Origin of the sequence: Methylosinus sp. Ce-a6 (assembly GCF_009811655.1) — a bacterium.
Taxonomy (GTDB): Bacteria; Pseudomonadota; Alphaproteobacteria; order Rhizobiales; family Beijerinckiaceae; genus Methylosinus.
The window spans coordinates 1-17,477 of the sequence record NZ_BGJX01000027.1 but is presented as its reverse complement, the minus strand read 5'-3'; the positions used below and the strand labels follow the sequence as shown (position 1 = coordinate 17,477).

Here is a 17,477-nt window from a genome sequence, read left to right as displayed (position 1 = left end):
CCGAACCGGCGTCCACTTCGGCTGGAAACGCTCTAATGGTAGTCGACGATTTCGACGTTCCTCGGCCCCGGTGAGTCTTTCGGCCATTCGAAGCAAATGCGCCATCGGTCGTTTATGCGAATGCTGAACTGGCCCTTTCTGTCGCCTTTCAATGTTTCGAGGCGATTGCCGCCGAGCGCCGCCAAATCTTGCAGATCGGCGGCGGCGGCGAGACGATCGAGACGCAGCTCCGCCTGTCGCGCGAAGCCGGAAAACTCCCTCACTGTCTCGCCACGGGCGAAGCGCTCCGTTCTCTTGTCACGATAACTGACGATCATCGAAACGTACCATGAAATTATGGATTACGTAAGTCGTAATTCGCGACCTATCGCCGTGCTTCCTCTCGCGCCCATCCTTCCTTCGTCTCGTCGATGAAATCCGCGAGCCGCCCCTGCTCTATCGCCTCGCGCAGTCCCGCCATCAGCTCCTGATAATAGGCGACATTGATCTGCGTCAGCAGCATCATGCCGAGGATTTCGCCGGCCTTCACCAGATGATGCAGATAGGCGCGGGAATAATCGCGCGCCGAGGCGCAAGCGGCGCCCGCGTCGAGCGGCGCGGGATCGTCCGCATGGCGCGCGTTGCGCAGATTGACGCGGCCGAAGCGCGTATAGGCGAGGCCATGGCGCCCGGCGCGCGTCGGCATGACACAATCGAACATATCGACGCCGCGCGCCACCGATTGCACGATGTCGTCCGGCGCGCCGACGCCCATCAGATAACGCGGCTTGTCCTCCGACAGATGCGGGATGACTGTGTCGAGCATTGCGAGCATCACATCCTGCGGCTCGCCGACGGCGAGGCCGCCTATGGCGAGGCCGTGGAAATCCATGGAGGCGAGCGCCTTCGCGCTCTCGACGCGCAACGCCTTCGATGCGCCGCCCTGCACGATGCCGAAAATCGCCTTGCCCTTCTGATCGCCGAACGCCTTGCGCGAGCGCTCCGCCCAGCGCAGCGACAGGCGCATGGCGCGCTCGGCCTCCGCCTCCGTGCAAGGCAGGCGCACGCATTCGTCGAATTGCATGTGAATGTCGGAATCGAGCAGGCGCTGAATCTCCATCGAGCGCTCAGGCGTCAGCATATGGCGCGAGCCGTCGATATGAGACTGAAAGGCGACGCCCTCTTCGTCGAGCTTGCGGAGCTTCGCCAGCGACATCACCTGAAAGCCGCCGGAATCGGTCAGGATCGGATGCGGCCAGTTCATGAATTTATGCAGGCCTCCGAGCGCGGCGACGCGTTCCGCGCCTGGCCGCAGCATCAGATGATAGACATTGCCGAGCACGATATCGGCGCCCGTCGCGCGCACGTCCTGCGGGAACATGGCCTTGACCGTCGCCGCCGTGCCGACCGGCATGAAGGCCGGCGTGCGTATGTCGCCGCGCGGCGTCGAGACGAGGCCGCGCCGCGCCGCGCCGTCTTTCGCCAGCAGCCGGAAGGAGAATTGCTCGCTCATGCGTGTCTCCTCGCTCAATTCAGCTCTTGGCGCCGAGAGACGCCACTTTGACGATCTCATAGACGCCGACATCGCGCTCGTTCCAATGCACGGTAAAGCGCTCGCCGACCTTGATCGCGACATTGCGCAGATCGGTGCGCCAGGCTTCCCTCGCGAGCGCGCCGAAATCCATCGCGCCGTCGCGCCGCAGCACGAAAGGCCGGCATTTGTCGCCATTGAGATCGCAAGCGCCGAATGTCTCCCAATGCGAGATCACGCGGCGGCTCTCCGCGTCGATGCGCAGATCGAGCGTCAGCGGACATTCGGTGCGATCGTCGCGCCAAAGCGCGAGAATGCGCACATCGAGAAAGCGGGTCTCGCTCATTGTCGCAGCAACAGGCAAGCGTCGCCGTAGGAATAGAAACGATAGCCCGAGCCTATCGCATGGGCGTAGGCCGCCTTCATGCGCTCGAGGCCGGCGAAGGCGGAGACGAGCATGAACAGGGTCGAGCGCGGCAGATGGAAATTGGTGAGCAGCGCGTCGACGGCGCGAAAGCGATAGCCGGGCGTGATGAAAATCGCCGTCGCGCCGGAAAATTCCTCGAGCTGTCCATCCTCGCGCGCGGCGCTCTCCAGCAGCCGCAGCGCCGTCGTGCCGACCGCGACGATGCGCCCGCCGCGCGCCCGCGTTTCGTTCAGCGCCCGCGCCGTCGCGGCGTCGAGCGCGCCCCATTCGGAATGCATCTCATGCTCGGCGGTGTCGTCCGCCTTCACCGGAAGGAAAGTGCCGGCGCCGACATGCAGCGTCACACGATGCAGCGAAACGCCCATCGCCTGCAGCGCGTCGACCAGACGCGGCGTGAAATGCAGTCCCGCCGTCGGCGCGGCGACCGCTCCGGCGCGGGCGGCGAAAAGGGTTTGATAATCATTTTCGTCGCGCGCGTCGGCGGCGCGTTGTCCCGCGATATAGGGCGGCAGCGGCATTACTCCGGCGGCCTCGACGGCCGCGTCGAGCGCGGCGCCTTCGAGCGAAAAGCCGAGGAGGATTTCGCCATTCTCGCCCTTCTCGAGCGCCTTGGCCTCGAGCGCGCCGTCGGCGCCGAAGCGAACGGTCTCGCCGATCGCGAGCTTCTTCGCCGGCTTGACGAGCGCGCGCCAGCGATCCGCCGCGACGCGCTCTATGAGCGTCGCCTCCATATGAGCGCGCGTTTCGCCGCGGGCGCGAAATCCCGAGAGGCGCGCGTGAATGACGCGCGTGTCATTGACGACGAGCGCGTCTCCGGGCGCGAGAAATTCCGGCAGGTCGCGAATGAAACGATCCTGGAACGCGCCGTCCGGCGGAACGACGAGCAGGCGCGCGCCGTCGCGCGGATCGGCGGGACGCAGCGCGATCTTGTCTCGAGGCAGTTCGAAATCGAAGAGATCGACGCGCATGTGTAATTTTGCGGAGACTGCGTGCGCGACTCCTTCTCCCACTCGTGGGAGAAGGTGGCCCTCGCGTCAGCGAGGGTCGGATGAGGGCCGACGCGGCGCGACAAATGTGGACGACATTCGGACCGGATCGGGGAAAGCCCTCATCCGACCCGGCTTCGCCGGGCCACCTTCTCCCGCAGGCGGGAGAAGGGGTCCGCGCGCTTTCCGGCGTCTCGCTCTGGCAGTCTCAGACCAGCGTCGCCTTGACGATCTTGTCCGGGTCCTGCACCGGCTCGCCGCGCTTGATCTGATCGACATTCTCCATGCCGGAGATCACCTGGCCCCAGACGGTGTATTTCTTGTCGAGGAAGCGGGCGTCGTCGAAGCAGATGAAGAATTGCGAATTGGCCGAATCGGGATGTTGCGCGCGCGCCATGGAGCAGGTTCCGCGCACATGCGGCTCGGCGTTGAACTCCTGCTTCAGATCGGGATATTTGGAGCCGCCCGTGCCTGTGCCATGGGGGCAGCCGGTCTGCGCCATGAATCCGTCGATGACGCGGTGGAAGACGATTCCGTCATAGAAGCCTTCGGAGACGAGCTTCTTGATATGCGCCACATGGTTGGGCGCGAGATCGGGGCGGAGCTTGATGAGAATATCGCCCTTTGTCGTCTCGAGCTTCAGATTTTCGGCTTCGGACATGTCCACTCCTTGATGTCTTGCTTCCCGTCATTGTGAGCGAAGCGAAGCAATCCAGGGGCCGCAGGGCGCGATCTGAACTGCTTCGTCCTTCGCTCGCGGCGGCTCAGCTCGCGTCGCCGGCGAGGCGCAGCTTGATGATCTTGTCGGGGTTCGACACTTTGCCATTGTCGGCCTTGTCGCCCTTCTTGATCTTGTCGACGACGTCCATGCCGGAGACGACCTCGCCGATCACCGTATATTGCTCTTCGAGATAGCGCGCCGGCGCGAGGCAGATGAAAAATTGCGAATTGGCCGAGTCGGGGTTCTGGCTGCGCGCCATGCCCAGCGTGCCGCGCACGAATTTCTCCTTGGAGAATTCGGCGGGAATATTCGGCAGGTCGGATTTGCCCATGCCGGTGCCGGTCGGATCGCCGGTCTGGGCCATGAAGCCGTCGATGACGCGGTGGAAGACGATCCCGTCGTAGAAATGGCGCTTGGCCAGCGTTTCGATCTGCGCCGTATGCTTGGGGGCGATGTCGGGACGCAGCTTGATGACGATGCGGCCGTCCTTGGTGTCGAGGTAGAGCGTATGGGGCGGCGCGTCCTCCGCGCTCGCCGCGCCGGCGAGGGCGGCGGCGGAGAGAGCGGCGAGCGTGAAGCTGCGGCGATCGATAGGCAATCGAGCCTCCCTTTTAATTGTTTCTCGTCAGCGGCCGGAGAGCGCGCGGCGCAGAACCTCGATCGCCTCGGGCGGAACGAAAGGCGAGACATCGCCTCCGAGCGAGGCGATCTGCCGCACGAGCGTCGCGGTGATGTGCCGGACCGCCGGAGACGAGGGGTGAAAAATGGTTCTGATCTCCGGCGCCATGGCGAGATTCATCCCCGCCATCTGCATTTCATAGTCGAAATCGGCGCTGTCGCGCAATCCGCGCAGGATCAGCCCGGCGCCATGGGCGCGGGCCGCCTCCACCGCGAGGCCGGCGAAGGAGACCACCTCGAAACGGCAGGAGCGGGCCTCGTCGAGCCCGGCGCAGACCGTTTCGATGAGCGCGACGCGCTGCTCCAGCGGAACCAGAGGCGTCTTGCCCGGATGCGCGCCAATGGCGATGACGAGGCGGTCGCAAAAGCTCGTCCCGGCGCGGATCACATCCACATGGCCGAGGGTGACGGGATCGAAGGAGCCTGTGTAGAGCGCGGTGCGGATCATAGCGCGGATATAGGCGATTTCCCGTTTCGCGTAACCTCTGCGCGCATCCTTCTCCCACTCGTGGGAGAAGGTGGCCTCGCGAAGCGAGGTCGGATGAGGGCTATCTGAGAGCCGCGGCCGCCCTCATCCGTCGCGCAGTCGCGCGACACCTTCTCCCATAAATGGGAGAAGGAAGGGCGCCGCCCTTTATCCCAGGCTCGCCTTCACCGTCTCGATGAGCTGCTTCAGGCTGAAAGGCTTAGGGAGAAAGCCGAAATCGCCCTCGGGCAGATTCTTGGCGAAAGCCTCCTCCGCATAGCCCGAGACGAAGACGACCTTCGCCGTCACGCCGCGCTTGCGCAATTCCGCGAACATTGCGGGCCCGTCCATCTCCGGCATCACCACATCGGAGACGATGAGGTCTATGCGCTGGCCCTCGCTCTCCACCACTTCCAACGCTTCGAGGCCGGAGCCGGCCTCCAGCACGTTGTAGCCGCGCGAGACGAGCGCCCGCGCCGCGAAAGCGCGGACGGCGTCCTCGTCCTCGACCAGCAATATGGTCCCCTGCCCCGTGTAATCGGCGGCGGGCTTGGCGGCCTCGGGCTTCGCCGCGACCTCGCCTGCCTCGGGAACGTGCCGCGGCAGGAAGATGCGGAAGACAGTGCCGCGCCCGAGCTCGCTCTCGGGAAAGACGAAGCCGCCCGACTGTTTGACGATGCCGAACACCATGGAGAGGCCGAGGCCCGTGCCCTTGCCGACCTCTTTGGTGGTGAAGAAGGGCTCGAAAATCTTGGCCATCACCTCCGGGGCGATGCCCGAGCCATTGTCCTCGACCTCGATCAGCACATAGTCGGCAGGCGTCAGCGAGGCCTCGCCGAAGGCGGCGCATTCATTCGCGGCGACATTGCGGGTGCGCAGCTGAATGCGCCCGCTCGACTCCGGCATGGCGTCGCGGGCGTTCACCACCAGATTGATGATGACCTGCTCCAATTGGTTGATGTCGGCCTTCACGAACCACAGATCGCGGCCGTGCTTCAGATCGACCTCGACCTTCTCGCCGACGAGACGCCGCAGCAGCAATTGCAGCTCGCTGAGCACATCGCCGAGCTGCAGCACCTGCGGGCGCAGCGTCTGGCGACGCGAGAAGGCGAGCAGCTGGCGCGTGAGCCCGGCGGCGCGATTGGCCGTCTGCTTGATCTGGATGATGTCCTGGAAGGACGGATCGGTCGGCCGGTGATTGGCGAGCAGAAGGTCCGAATAGCCGATGATGGCGGTGAGCATATTGTTGAAGTCATGCGCCACGCCGCCGGCGAGCTGGCCGACCGCCTGCATCTTCTGCGACTGGGCGAAGCCCTCCTGCAGCTTGCGATGCTCCGTCGTGTCGAGCGCATAGATCGTCGCGCCCTTCTTGCCGGCGTCCTCGGAAGGCGCGACGAAGAAGCGCGCCGAGCGCGTCGGCATTCCGTCCTCTTCTTCCAATGCGGCGTCGATCGGCGGCACGTCGCCGCGATTGTCCAGCGCGGCGGCGATGGCGTCCTTCAGCGCGGCGCGGTCGCGCTCGACGACGCTCGACAGCACCGGCCAGGCGGAGGCGCCGCTTTTGAGCGCCCGAGGCAGCAGCTTGGCGAAGGCGGCGTTGGAGCGCGTGACCAGGCCTTCCGGGTCGATGGCGGCGATCGCCATGGGCGTCGAATTGAAGAAGCGCGCGAAACGCACCTCGGCGGCGCGCAAATCTTCCTCCGGCTCCTCGCCGGCGGCGCGGTTCAGCACCAGCGTCCGCGACGCTCCCGGCGCGCCGTCCTGGCCGAAGGCGACGCGATGCAGCAGCCGCACCGGCAGCGAACGGCCGTTGCGGCGCTTCAGATCGAGATCGATCTGCGAGGTCCGCACTTCGCCCGAGCCGCCGGTGATGGCGGTGAGCAGCGTCGAGCCGTTGTTGGCGACGATGTCCGCGAGCGAGACGCCGCCCGAGCCGACCTGGGTCAGATCGTAGCCGAGCCAGCCCGCGAGCGTCTTGTTCATATAGGAGATGGCCCCGTCCGGTCCGGCCGAGAAGAAGCCCGCGGGCGCATGATCGAGGAAGTCGATCGCATGCTGGAGCTCCTGAAACACATTCTCCTGGCGTTGACGGTCGGATGTGGCGTCGACGACGGTCCACAAATTCGTGTGGCGCGCGCCGTCGCGATCGAGCGGGCGCACGCGGATGCGATACCAGCCGACCTCGGCGTCGCCGGTGAGCGGCGGCGCGAGGCGCACATCCTCGGCGTGGGCGCGTCCGGCCCGCGCCGCCTGGGCGAGGCGATAGATCGCCTCCGACACTTCGGCGGGCCCCGAGAACAGCCGCTCGACCGTCAGCAGACCGGCGGGATCGCGCGCGCCGCAGAGCTCGAGATAGGCGTCATTCGCATAGACGATCTGCGTGTCGCCCTCGGTGACGAGCAGCCCTTCGGAGAAAGTGTCGGCGATCTGGCGGGCGATGTCGCGCCGCGCCGCCCGGCCGGGGAAACGCAGGAATCCGACCGCATAGGCGAAAGCGCAGAAGACGCCGGCGACGGCGAGAAGCGCCAACAGGCCGACGGCGAATTTCGGCGCGACCGGCGCCGGCAGCAGCGAGGCCACGACGATCGCGCCGACGAGGGCGATGGCGAGGGCCAGAACCAAGCCGACGTTTCCGGGGCGTTCGGTGCGATCGTAAGCGGGAGGCGCCGTCCTGTCGGTCACGGGAATCGTCTCATGGGCTCCCGCGCCCCGGCAGACGCGACGGCGCAGGCAGAATCAGGCGGAACAATGGCCCCGGCCGGGGCGCATGGCAATCTCCTTGCGCATTTTCCGCAAACGCGAATCGTCGAGAATGCGCTATTAACCATTGATTAACCTTTGGGGCGCGCTTGCGTCCAAAGCTGATAGACTGCATTCTCGCGCCGCGCCACGACGAAAGAAAAATCGATTCATGCCGTCCAGCATCACACAGTCGCAGCTCCTGCCGATACTCGCCGCAATAGTCGCGTTCCTGTTCGCGGCGCTGCTGCTCGTCTATATCTACCGGCTCCTGTTCGGACGACGCATCAAGGCGCCCGGGTCGCGCAACCGCCCGCGCCGTCTGGATATCGTCGATACTTTCGACGTCGACGGCGACCGGCAGCTCGTCATCGTGCGGCGCGACAATGTCGAGCATCTGCTGCTCATCGGCGGCCCCAATGATCTGCTGGTCGAAGCCTCGATCAGCCGAGTGGAGGCGCGCGAGCAGCGGCCGCGCGAGAAGGAGGCCGCCGGACCCGGCTGGCCGCTCGGCCCGGTCGCGCCCGCTCCGACTCCGGCCCCCGCGCCAGCGCCGATCTTGCCGCCGATCAGCCCCGCCCCGCCGCCGCCGGAGAGCGAGGCGCCGAAGCCCGAGCCCGCCGCGCCGACCCTCGCTCCGCTGCCGCCCGATCTTTTCGCTCCGCCGCCGGCGAGGCCCGCGCCACCGCCCGCTTCGGAAGCGCCAGCCGCGCGTCCGGGCGCGCCACGCTTCACGCCGCAGCGTCCGCCCTTCACCCCGACGCCACGGCCGCCGCGACCGGCGCCGCCATTCCTCTCGCGCGCCGCCAAGCCCGCCGCGCCGCCTGCCGCAGAGGCTCCGCTTCCTCCTCCGCCCCCCGCGCCCGAGCCGCCGCCTCCGCCGCCCGCTCCCGAGCCTCAACCGCTGGAGACCGTTTCCGTCGAGCCGCCGTCCCCTCCGCCGCCGGAGGAGCCGCCGCCGCCCGCCCCTCCCGCAGCGCCTGTCGATCCGCTCGACTCGCTCGAGGCCGAAATGGCGCGACTGCTCGGCCGGCCCGACGCCAAGCACTGACAAAAGACGCACTGACAAAAGACGACGCCCGCGGATTTACTTTCCGCGGGCGTCGTTCTTTTTTCGATGTGCGGCGGAGGAAAAAATCGACGCCGTCAGTCGTCCCGATAGACGCGCTCACGGCGCTCGTGCCGTTCCTGCGCCTCGATCGAGAGAGTGGCGATCGGCCGCGCGTCGAGCCGCTTCAGCGAGATCGGCTCGCCCGTCTCCTCGCAATAGCCATAGGTGCCGTCCTCGAGCCGCGCCAGAGCGGCGTCTATCTTGGAAATCAGCTTTCTCTGCCGGTCGCGCGCCCTGAGCTCGATCGCCCGATCGGTCTCGGAAGAGGCGCGATCGGCGAGGTCTGGGTGGTTCTCGTTCTCGCTCTGCAGAGTGGCGAGGGTCTCACGGCTCTCCTGCAGTATTTCGTCCTTCCACACGAGCAGCTTGCGCCTGAAATATTCGCGCTGCCGATCGTTCATGAAATCTTCTTGCTCGGACGGTCTGTAGCTCGCGTCTAGATCCACCGCCATCGCCGCGAATCCTCCCTAGCCTGAACGCGGCGTCTATATAGCCGCGCCGCTCGGGTAGCACAATCACTTCGTCGGCGTCTCAATTACCAGCCGTGAGCGCTGCCGCGAGGTTCGAATCGATCTTGTCGAGGAAGCCGGTGGTCGACAGCCATTTCTGATTATGGCCGACGAGCAGCGCGAGATCCTTGGTCATGAAGCCCTGCTCGACCGTCGAGACGCAGACCTGCTCCAAGGTCTGAGAGAAGCGCGCCAGCGCATCATTGCCGTCGAGCTTGGCGCGATGCGCGAGCGCCCGCGTCCAGGCGAAGATGGAGGCGATGGAATTGGTCGAGGTCTCGTGACCCTTCTGATGCTCGCGATAATGGCGCGTCACCGTGCCATGCGCGGCTTCCGCCTCGACGGTCCTGCCGTCCGGCGTCATCAGCACGCTGGTCATCAAGCCGAGCGAGCCGAAGCCCTGCGCCACCGTGTCCGACTGCACGTCGCCGTCGTAATTCTTGCAGGCCCACACATAGCCGCCCGACCATTTGAGCGCCGAGGCGACCATATCGTCGATCAAGCGATGCTCGTAAGTGAGGCCGAGCGCCTGGAACTGCGCCTTGAACTCGGCGTCGAACACGTCCTGGAACAAATCCTTGAAGCGCCCGTCATAGGCTTTGAGAATCGTGTTCTTGGTCGAGAGATAGAGCGGGAACTTGCGGTTCAGCGCGTAATTCATCGAAGCGCGGGCGAATTCGCGGATCGACTCGTCGAGATTGTACATCGCCATGGCGACGCCGGCGCCGGGGAAACGGAACACTTCCTTCTCGATGACGGTCCCGTCGTCGCCCTCGAATTTCATCGTCAGCCGGCCCTTGCCGGGCGTGCGGAAATCGACGGCGCGATATTGATCGCCGAAGGCGTGGCGGCCGATGACGATGGGCTGCGTCCAGCCGGGCACGAGACGCGGGACGTTCTTGGCGATGATCGGCTCGCGGAAGATGACGCCGCCGAGAATATTGCGGATCGTGCCATTGGGAGACTTCCACATCTCCTTGAGGCCGAACTCCTTAACCCGCGCCTCGTCCGGCGTGATGGTGGCGCATTTGACGCCGACGCCATGGGTCTTGATCGCCTCGGCCGCGTCGATCGTCACCTGATCGTTGGTGGCGTCGCGATTCTGGATGGAGAGATCGTAGTAGAGCAGCTCGAGATCGAGATAGGGTTCGATGAGCTTGTCCTTGATATAGGCCCAGATGATCCGCGTCATCTCATCGCCGTCGAGCTCGACGACCGGTTTCTCGACCTTGATCTTGCTCATGAAATGCCTCTCCCGCGTGAGCCGCCGGCCTTATAGCGCGCGCGCCGCGCGAGGCAAAGCAGGCGCCGAGGGCAAATCTGCGCGGTGGAGCCTGTCGGCGCGTCTCGGAACCGGCGCCGGCGGCCTGGGACGTCTTTCGGAGAGCGCCGGCGATGACATATTATGCGCATATCGTGCTATAAACCCGCAAGGAGGCGCGCTATGAACGTATCCGTCGGCAAGCATTGGGAAGAGTTCATCGACTCCCTCGTCAAGCAGGGCCGCTACGCTTCGGCGACCGAGGTGATGCGCGAAGGCCTGCGCCTCGTGGAAGAGCGCGAGGCGAAGCTGAAGGCGCTGCGCGAGACGATCGAGGCCGCGATCGCCGAGGGGGGCGAGCATAGCAGCGAAGACGTGGCAGCTTATCTCGACAGGAGAGCAGCGGAGCTGAAAGCGCGAGGGTACTGATTTGCGCCGTACTGCGCGAGAACGAGCATTGATCCCGTGACCGGCGCCGGAACCGACCACACCAAGCAAAGGCTCGAAGGCGGCCCTGCGATCGTGCTCGTGCGGCCGCAGCTCGCCGTCAATATCGGCATGTGCGCCCGCGCCATGGCCAATTTCGGCCTCTTCGACCTGCGCCTCGTCGCCCCGCGCGAGGGCTGGCCGACGCGCGATCCCGTCTATCGCGAGGGCTGCTACGCCGCCGCCGCCGGCGCCGCGCATCTGCTCGAGTCCGCGAAGCTCTATGAGAGCGTGCGCGAGGCGATCGCCGATCTCTCCTTCGTCTGCGCCGCCACCGCGCGCGGGCGAGGCCAGGTGAAGCCCGTGCTGACGCCCGCCGCCGCAATGTCGGCGACCGCCGACCGCATGGCGGCGGGCGAGCGTCACGGCGTGATGTTCGGGCCCGAGCGCACCGGGCTCGACAATGACGATGTCGCGCTCGCCGACGCGATCCTGACTTTTCCGGTCAATCCCGCCTATGCCTCGCTCAATCTGGCGCAGGCGGTGCTGCTCACCGGCTATGAATGGTTCCGCTCCGCCCATGGCGAGACGCTGCCCTTCGACGTCACCGAGCGCTCGCCGCCGGCGAGCCGCGAGATGACGCTCGCCTTCTTCGATTTTTTGGAGAAGCAGCTCGACGAGCGGCAGTTCTTCCGTCCCGAGACCAAAAAGCCGGTGATGTCGCGCAATCTGCGCAACATGTTCCACCGCATGAACATGACCGAGCAGGATGTGCGCACGCTCTGGGGCGTGGTGGTGCGGCTGGTCGAGGGGCCGCGGCGCGAGCCGAAAAAGGCGAGCCGCCGCAAGCCCGACGAGCCGAGCTGAGCCTGCGCGCGACTCCTTCTCCCACTCGTGGGAGAAGGAGTCCGCGCCGCTCGGTTGCTGATATAATCCCTTTCGTGTCCCGCTACGCCGAACTCGCGACTGCGACCAATTTCACTTTCCTGCGCGGCGCCTCGCATCCGGAGGAGATGGTCGCGCGGGCGATGGCGCTCGGCCATTGCGGCATAGGCATAGCCGACCGCAATTCGCTCGCCGGCGTCGTGCGCGCCTTCTCCTATTTGCGCGAGCATACGGAAGAGGCGCCGGGCTTTCGCCTCGCCATAGGCGCGCGATTGGTCTTCGCCGACGCGACGCCCGATATTCTCTGCTATCCGAAAGATCGCGCCGCCTATGGGCGTCTCTGCCGGCTGCTGACGCGCGGCAATATGCGCGCCGAAAAGGGCGCGTGCCGGCTCTTCCTCGACGATCTCGTCGAATTCGGCGAAGGCCAGCAGCTCGTCCTCATGGAGGGCGCGCCGCTTCCCCCTGCCCTGCTCGACGCCTGCCGCGGCCGGCTGTGGCTCGCGGCGACGGCGCTCTATGGCGTCGACATGCGCGCGGCGCTCGCCCGCCGCATCGCGCTCGCGCGCGAAACCGGCCTGCCGCTCATCGCGGTGAATGACGCGAATATGCACGCGTCCGAGCGCCGCCCGCTGGCCGACGTCCTCGCCTGCGTGCGCGAGAAGACGACGCTCGACAATGCGGGCTATCTGCTTTCCGCCAACGCCGAGCGCTCACTTAAGAGCAGCGAGGAAATGACGCGCCTCTTCGCCGAGGCTCCACGAGCAGTGGAGGAGACGGCGGGCTTTCTCGATGGCCTCTCCTTCCGCCTCGACGAGCTCGCGCATAATTATCCGAGCGAGCTGCGCGAAGGCTTTTCGAGCGAGCAGGAGGCGCTCGCGCATTATGCGCGCGAAGGCGCGAAGCGGCGCTATCCGGACGGCGTGCCGGAGAAGGTCGAGACGCTCTTGCGTCACGAGCTCACTCTCGTCGCGGAGCTCGGCTACGCCGCCTACTTTCTCACTGTGCACGACATCATGCGCTATGCGAAGGACCAGCGCATTCTCGCGCAGGGGCGCGGCTCGGCGGCCAATTCGGTCATTTGCTACTGCCTCGGCGTCACCGAGGTCGATCCGACGAAGCACGATCTTCTCTTCGAGCGCTTCGTCTCCGCCGCGCGCAATGAGCCGCCCGACATAGATGTCGATTTCGAGCATGAGCGGCGCGAAGAGGTGATGCAATATATCTACGCGCGCTATGGCCGCGAGCGCGCCGGGCTCACGGCGACGGTCGTCTCCTATCGCTCGCGCTCGGCCATTCGCGAGGTGGGCAAAGCCTTCGGCCTCTCGGCGGACGCGATCGCGCGTCTCTCCGACAATGTCTGGGGCGCGTCGCGCGGCGGCGTCTGCGAGGAAGGCGTCGCCCGCGCCGGGCTCGACGCGCGCGATCCGCGTCTCGCCAAGGCGCTGGAGCTGACGCGCGAGCTCACCGGCTTCCCGCGCCATCTCTCGCAGCATACGGGCGGCTTCGTCATCACGCGCGATCGGCTGGACGAGATCGTGCCGCTCGCGCCCGCCGCCATGGAGGGCCGCACGACGATCGAATGGGACAAGGACGATCTCGACGCGCTCAGAATATTGAAGATCGACGTGCTGGCGCTCGGCATGCTCACCTGCCTGCGCAAAGGCCTCGCTTTGCTCGCCGAGCGTTATGGAATCGTCCACCGCCTCTCGTCGATCCCGGCGGAAGAAGAATGCGTCTATGACATGATCGCGCGCGCCGACACGATCGGCGTGTTCCAGATCGAGAGCCGCGCGCAAATGTCCATGCTGCCGCGCCTGCGCCCGCGCGAGTTCTACGATCTCGTCATAGAAGTGGCGATCGTGCGGCCCGGCCCCATTCAGGGCGATATGGTGCATCCCTATCTGCGCCGTCGCATGGGCAAGGAGGATATTTCCTTTCCTTCCCGAGAGCTCGAGGAGGTGCTGCGCAAGACGCTCGGCGTGCCTTTGTTCCAGGAGCAGGCGATGCGCATAGCGATCGTCGCCGGCGGCTTCACGCCGGACGAGGCCGACCGGCTGCGCCGCGCCATGGCGACATTCAAGCGCGTCGGCACGATCGGAACCTTTCGCGACAAGATGCTCGCCGGAATGGCGGCGCGCGGCTATGACCGCGATTTCGCCGCGCGCTGCTGGGGACAGATCGAAGGCTTCGGCTCCTATGGCTTTCCGGAGAGCCACGCGGCCTCCTTCGCTCTGCTCGTCTACGCCTCCGCCTGGCTCAAATGCCGCTACCCGGACGTGTTCTGCTGCGCCTTGTTGAACGCGCAGCCCATGGGCTTCTACGCGCCGGCGCAGATCGTGCGCGACGCGCAGGAGCATGGCGTCGGCGTTCATGAAGTCGATGTGAACTTCTCCGATTGGGACTGCGCGCTGGAGGCGCGCGTGGAAACGACGCCGCTGCATCCGCGCCATGCCGCCATGGCGGGCGTCATTCGCGCGACGCGCGACGTGCGGCTCGGCTTCCGCCAGATCGTCGGCCTGAGGGAAGAGGACATGCGCCGTCTCGTGGCGTGGCGTGGCGCGGGCTATGATTCCGTGCGCGACCTCTGGCTGCGCGGCGGGCTCGAGCCGGCGGCGCTCGAGCGGCTCGCGGAAGCCGGCGCCTTCGCCTCGCTCGGCCTGCCGCGCCGCGACGCGCTCTGGGCCGTGCAGGCGCTCAACCGCGCCGGCGACAAGGACGATCTGCCGCTCTTGCGCGCGCTCTCCTTCGCCCCGCAGGAGGCCGATGCGCATCTTCCGCCCATGCCGCTCGGGGCGGAGGTCATCGAGGACTATCGCTTCCTGTCGCTGTCGCTGAAGGCGCATCCCATGTCCTTCCTGCGCGCGCGCCTCGAGGCGAAGGGGATCGCGCCCTGCGCTTCGCTCGGTGGCGGCCCCCTCTATTCTCCCCCTGGAGGCCCCCTCCCCAGCCCTCCCCCGCGAGCGGGAGAGGGAGCAGGCGCCGCGCGTCATGGAGATTACGCACGACGCTCGCCTCCCCTCTCTCGGGCGAGGGCTGGGGAGGGGGCCGCGCGCGAGGGGGCGCGCGTGACGGTCGCCGGCCTCGTGCTGGTGCGGCAGAGGCCGGGCTCGGCGAGCGGCGTCATCTTCATGACGATCGAGGACGAGACGGGGATCGCCAATATCGTCGTCTGGCCGAAACTGTTCGAGCGGCAGCGCCCCCAGGTCATCGGCGCGCGGCTCGTCGCGGTCACGGGACGCGTGCAGAACGAATCCGGCGTCATTCACGTGATCGCCCAAAAGATCGAGGATATGAGCGCCGATCTGCGGCTGCTCGAGAATGCGCGCGGCGCCAAGGCGCGCGAGGCCATGCCGAAGGGGCGAAATTTTCAATGAAGAAACTCATGCCGTCACGCGGCGCCCGCCTGTCAGCGTTTCATTCGCCATGACCGATCGGAACGACAATCTCACCTCCTTCGACGCGCCGCCCGGCGCTCTGCGGCGCCTGTCGCCGCTCGTTCGGCGCATTGTCGCGCCCAATCCCGGCGCCTTCACCTATACGGGCACATGCAGCTACATCGTCGGCGAAGGCGATGTCGGAATCGTCGATCCCGGCCCCGCGGACGCCTCGCACATTGAGGCGCTGCTCGTGGCCATCAAGGGAGAGCGGCTGCGCTATCTCCTCGTCACCCATACGCATCGCGACCATTCGCCGGCCGCGCGCATTCTGAAGGAGAGGACCGGCGCGACGATCGCCGGCTGCGCGCCTTACGCGCCGCCGCCAGATCTCGAATTGACCGGCCCGGGCCTCGACGCCTCGCACGACCGCTCCTACGCTCCGGATATCCTCCTCGCCGACGGCGAGCGGCTCTCCTTCGGCGCCCTCACGATCGAGGCCGTCGCGACGCCGGGGCACACCACGAACCATCTGTGCTTCGCGCTCGCCGAGGAGCGCTCGCTCTTTACCGGCGACCATGTGATGGGCTGGGCGACGACGGTCATCGCCCCGCCGGACGGCTCGATGGGCGACTATTTCGCCTCGCTGGAGAAGCTGCGCGGGCGCGACGATCGCCTCTATTGGCCGGCTCATGGCGGCCCGGTGAAGGAGCCGCAACGCTATTTGCGCGCCCTGCTCCATCATCGCCGGCAGCGCGAGGCGGCGATCCTCGAGCGGCTCGAGGCCGGCGACGAGACGATCGCCGCCATGGTCGCGCGCATCTATGAAGGCTTCGATTCCCATTTGCAGCGGGCGGCGGCGCTCTCCGTCTTCGCCCATCTCGAGGATTTGATCGAGCGCGGCCTCGCGAGAGCGGACGGGCCGCCGAGGCTGGAGGCGCGGTATTTCAGAGTGAGTGAGTAGTGAGTGGTGAGTAGCGAGAAAGCGCGCCCCACTACTGACCACTCACCACTCACTTCTCGTTCAGCCCCGCTTGCAGCTCCTCTGCGAACTGCCGAATGCGTTTCGCATTGGCGCCGAAATCGTGCCGCCCATAGCGCGAGGCGGAGCGCACGTCGATGCGCGTCTGGCCGGCGAGCGGGCGCAGCCGCACGGCTATATCCTCGGAAAATCCCATCACCAGCGTGCGGTCGAGGAAATCGAGATGGCCGACGCCCGAGCGGCCGCCCGGCGGGCGCTGGTCGATGACCCGCCAGCCGCGGCTCGCCGCCGTCTCCAACACGAGCTGATAGGCCTCGTCCGGCTCGAGGTCGACGACGATCGGCTCGACGTCTGGATAGCTGTCGCGCTGCCGCTCGGCCAGGTCCGGGTCGAAAGCCGCCGGCGTGAAGCCGCCGCGCGCCGCGAGGGCGGCGCGGGAGGCGGAGAAGCGCGGCGGATCGGAGGTGTCGGTCGAAACGTCGGAGAGCACGGGCAGGCGCACGGCTTCGAAGGCGAGATAGGCCGGATAGCCGAGCGTCGCCGCGGCGAGAAAAGCCCCGCCCAGCGCCGCCCCCAGTCCGCGCCGGCCCTCCTGCCAGACGACGACGCAAGCGGCGAAAAAAAGCAGAAGCGCGATGAGCGCCACGACGATCGCGCCGCCGAGCACGGCGAGACAGGCCTGCGGCTCGACCGCATTCGTGCGCGCGAGCAGCACGGCGATCGCCGCGACGGGCAGCGAGAAGACCGCGAGGCGTCGGCACCAGACGGCGGCGTTGGAGACGGGCTCTTCCGGAATATGGCGCAGCATGAGGCGATCATAGCATCGATCGCGTCCCGGCTCACGCGTCGCGAGCTGTGGAAGAGACACGGCCGGGCTCCGAGATTTTACGAATAGTTTACCGGAGCAAGGGAGACTTTAAATCAAATGCACGACAATTCTCCAGCGTCCCCCAACCGTCAGTAGAAGAGTCTCGCCATGTCGAATTTCGTCGCCGCCGATTTCAGCGAAACGCAACCCGCCGATCGTCCGCACGATCTGCTCGCCAAGCTCTATCGCGAGATCGGCATCTCCGCCGTCGCCGCAGCGCTCGAGGCGATGACCTATTCGAGCCCGGAACATGTCGAGCATGTCGAGGATGCGCGCCTGCCCGCGATCCTCCTCGACGAGCAGCTCGCGGCCTGAAGACGCGAACCGCCCGAGCGAGCGGCCGTCGCTTCTGATGCGAGCCTGAAGGCTCGCGGTCCAAAACGCGCGCTGGACCGCGAGCCTTCAGGCTCGCAGTCCACTCTTTTCAAAGCGAGCCCGGAGGCTCGCTTTTTCTCTTATTCGATGATCGAGGCGACGACGCCGGCGCCGACGGTGCGGCCGCCTTCGCGAATGGCGAAACGCAGCTTCTCC

17 protein-coding genes and 1 pseudogene are annotated in these 17,477 nt (G+C 66.4%); 6 read left to right on the top strand and 12 right to left on the bottom strand.

Annotated features, from left to right (window positions below):
- Nucleotides 1–32: 32 nt before the first annotated feature.
- The 8 genes from Mspo_RS15045 to cckA all read right to left on the bottom strand — a co-directional run bounded on the left by Mspo_RS15045 (nt 33) and on the right by cckA (nt 7,470).
- On the bottom strand, nt 33–317 hold the full coding sequence (locus Mspo_RS15045) for a type II toxin-antitoxin system RelE/ParE family toxin (protein WP_159731134.1): 285 nt from the start codon (nt 315–317) through the stop codon (nt 33–35).
- A gap of 47 nt (nt 318–364) precedes the next feature.
- Nucleotides 365–1,492 carry a tRNA guanosine(34) transglycosylase Tgt gene (tgt, locus tag Mspo_RS15040; protein ID WP_159731132.1) on the bottom strand — a complete coding sequence of 376 codons (1,128 nt, stop codon included), beginning with the start codon at nt 1,490–1,492 and terminating at the stop codon, nt 365–367.
- 19 nt (nt 1,493–1,511) lie between these two features.
- A complete protein-coding gene (locus Mspo_RS15035) occupies nt 1,512–1,856 on the bottom strand; it encodes a hypothetical protein (RefSeq protein ID WP_159731130.1) in 345 nt (114 codons plus the stop codon).
- The gene (queA, locus tag Mspo_RS15030; protein WP_159731128.1) at nt 1,853–2,905 is read right to left on the bottom strand and encodes a tRNA preQ1(34) S-adenosylmethionine ribosyltransferase-isomerase QueA; all 1,053 of its coding nucleotides are present in this window, start codon (nt 2,903–2,905) and stop codon (nt 1,853–1,855) included. Before queA ends, Mspo_RS15035 begins: the two co-directional genes overlap by 4 nt.
- 226 nt (nt 2,906–3,131) lie before the next feature.
- The gene (locus tag Mspo_RS15025; RefSeq protein WP_159731126.1) at nt 3,132–3,584 is read right to left on the bottom strand and encodes a peptidylprolyl isomerase; all 453 of its coding nucleotides are present in this window, start codon (nt 3,582–3,584) and stop codon (nt 3,132–3,134) included.
- A 103-nt stretch (nt 3,585–3,687) separates the two neighbouring features.
- A complete protein-coding gene (locus Mspo_RS15020; protein WP_159731124.1) occupies nt 3,688–4,242 on the bottom strand; it encodes a peptidylprolyl isomerase in 555 nt (184 codons plus the stop codon).
- Between the two features lie 27 nt (nt 4,243–4,269).
- Entirely contained in the window at nt 4,270–4,770 is a 501-nt protein-coding gene (coaD, locus tag Mspo_RS15015; RefSeq protein WP_159731122.1) for a pantetheine-phosphate adenylyltransferase, read from the bottom strand.
- A 186-nt stretch (nt 4,771–4,956) separates the two neighbouring features.
- Nucleotides 4,957–7,470: a cell cycle histidine kinase CckA gene (cckA, locus tag Mspo_RS15010; protein WP_159731120.1), complete on the bottom strand. Its 2,514-nt coding sequence runs from the start codon at nt 7,468–7,470 to the stop codon at nt 4,957–4,959.
- 229 nt (nt 7,471–7,699) lie between these two features.
- Here cckA and Mspo_RS15005 point away from each other — a divergent pair, with 229 nt between their 5' ends.
- The gene (locus Mspo_RS15005; protein ID WP_159731118.1) at nt 7,700–8,578 is read left to right on the top strand and encodes a flagellar biosynthetic protein FliO; all 879 of its coding nucleotides are present in this window, start codon (nt 7,700–7,702) and stop codon (nt 8,576–8,578) included.
- 95 nt (nt 8,579–8,673) lie between these two features.
- Here Mspo_RS15005 and dksA read toward each other — a convergent pair whose 3' ends face one another.
- A complete protein-coding gene (gene dksA, locus Mspo_RS15000) occupies nt 8,674–9,090 on the bottom strand; it encodes an RNA polymerase-binding protein DksA (protein WP_159731116.1) in 417 nt (138 codons plus the stop codon).
- A gap of 79 nt (nt 9,091–9,169) precedes the next feature.
- A complete protein-coding gene (locus tag Mspo_RS14995; RefSeq protein WP_159731114.1) occupies nt 9,170–10,390 on the bottom strand; it encodes an NADP-dependent isocitrate dehydrogenase in 1,221 nt (406 codons plus the stop codon).
- Between the two features lie 201 nt (nt 10,391–10,591).
- Between Mspo_RS14995 and Mspo_RS14990 the strand changes: the two genes are divergently transcribed.
- The 4 genes from Mspo_RS14990 (at nt 10,592) to Mspo_RS14975 (ending at nt 16,060) form a co-directional block, all read left to right on the top strand.
- Nucleotides 10,592–10,837: a type II toxin-antitoxin system ParD family antitoxin gene (locus Mspo_RS14990; RefSeq protein WP_159731112.1), complete on the top strand. Its 246-nt coding sequence runs from the start codon at nt 10,592–10,594 to the stop codon at nt 10,835–10,837.
- Nucleotides 10,838–10,873: 36 nt separating this feature from the next.
- Complete coding sequence (locus tag Mspo_RS14985; RefSeq protein ID WP_159731110.1) at nt 10,874–11,701, top strand: RNA methyltransferase; 828 nt, start codon at nt 10,874–10,876, stop codon at nt 11,699–11,701.
- A gap of 74 nt (nt 11,702–11,775) precedes the next feature.
- A complete protein-coding gene (locus tag Mspo_RS14980; protein ID WP_159731108.1) occupies nt 11,776–15,096 on the top strand; it encodes an error-prone DNA polymerase in 3,321 nt (1,106 codons plus the stop codon).
- 49 nt (nt 15,097–15,145) lie between these two features.
- The gene (locus tag Mspo_RS14975) at nt 15,146–16,060 is read left to right on the top strand and encodes an MBL fold metallo-hydrolase (protein WP_159731106.1); all 915 of its coding nucleotides are present in this window, start codon (nt 15,146–15,148) and stop codon (nt 16,058–16,060) included.
- Nucleotides 16,061–16,109: 49 nt separating this feature from the next.
- On the opposite strand, the gene Mspo_RS14970 is transcribed toward Mspo_RS14975, so the two are convergent.
- Complete coding sequence (locus Mspo_RS14970) at nt 16,110–16,946, bottom strand: DUF1499 domain-containing protein (protein ID WP_306344967.1); 837 nt, start codon at nt 16,944–16,946, stop codon at nt 16,110–16,112.
- Between the two features lie 108 nt (nt 16,947–17,054).
- Here Mspo_RS14970 and Mspo_RS14965 point away from each other — a divergent pair, with 108 nt between their 5' ends.
- Entirely contained in the window at nt 17,055–17,261 is a 207-nt protein-coding gene (locus Mspo_RS14965) for a hypothetical protein (RefSeq protein ID WP_159731104.1), read from the top strand.
- A 140-nt stretch (nt 17,262–17,401) separates the two neighbouring features.
- Here Mspo_RS14965 and Mspo_RS14960 read toward each other — a convergent pair.
- A pseudogene (locus tag Mspo_RS14960) lies at nt 17,402–17,477 on the bottom strand (elongation factor Tu); the annotation flags it as partial.

What these genes read in the sequence shown, in the direction of transcription:
- Mspo_RS15045 (WP_159731134.1), bottom strand. Translation starts at nt 317, where the DNA reads ATGATCGTCAGTTATCGTGACAAGAGAACGGAGCGCTTCGCCCGTGGC.
- tgt (WP_159731132.1), bottom strand. Translation starts at nt 1,492, where the DNA reads ATGAGCGAGCAATTCTCCTTCCGGCTGCTGGCGAAAGACGGCGCGGCG.
- Mspo_RS15035 (WP_159731130.1), bottom strand. Translation starts at nt 1,856, where the DNA reads ATGAGCGAGACCCGCTTTCTCGATGTGCGCATTCTCGCGCTTTGGCGC.
- queA (WP_159731128.1), bottom strand. Translation starts at nt 2,905, where the DNA reads ATGCGCGTCGATCTCTTCGATTTCGAACTGCCTCGAGACAAGATCGCG.
- Mspo_RS15025 (WP_159731126.1), bottom strand. Translation starts at nt 3,584, where the DNA reads ATGTCCGAAGCCGAAAATCTGAAGCTCGAGACGACAAAGGGCGATATT.
- coaD (WP_159731122.1), bottom strand. Translation starts at nt 4,770, where the DNA reads ATGATCCGCACCGCGCTCTACACAGGCTCCTTCGATCCCGTCACCCTC.
- Mspo_RS15005 (WP_159731118.1), top strand. Translation starts at nt 7,700, where the DNA reads ATGCCGTCCAGCATCACACAGTCGCAGCTCCTGCCGATACTCGCCGCA.
- dksA (WP_159731116.1), bottom strand. Translation starts at nt 9,090, where the DNA reads ATGGCGGTGGATCTAGACGCGAGCTACAGACCGTCCGAGCAAGAAGAT.
- Mspo_RS14995 (WP_159731114.1), bottom strand. Translation starts at nt 10,390, where the DNA reads ATGAGCAAGATCAAGGTCGAGAAACCGGTCGTCGAGCTCGACGGCGAT.
- Mspo_RS14990 (WP_159731112.1), top strand. Translation starts at nt 10,592, where the DNA reads ATGAACGTATCCGTCGGCAAGCATTGGGAAGAGTTCATCGACTCCCTC.
- Mspo_RS14975 (WP_159731106.1), top strand. Translation starts at nt 15,146, where the DNA reads ATGACCGATCGGAACGACAATCTCACCTCCTTCGACGCGCCGCCCGGC.
- Mspo_RS14965 (WP_159731104.1), top strand. Translation starts at nt 17,055, where the DNA reads ATGTCGAATTTCGTCGCCGCCGATTTCAGCGAAACGCAACCCGCCGAT.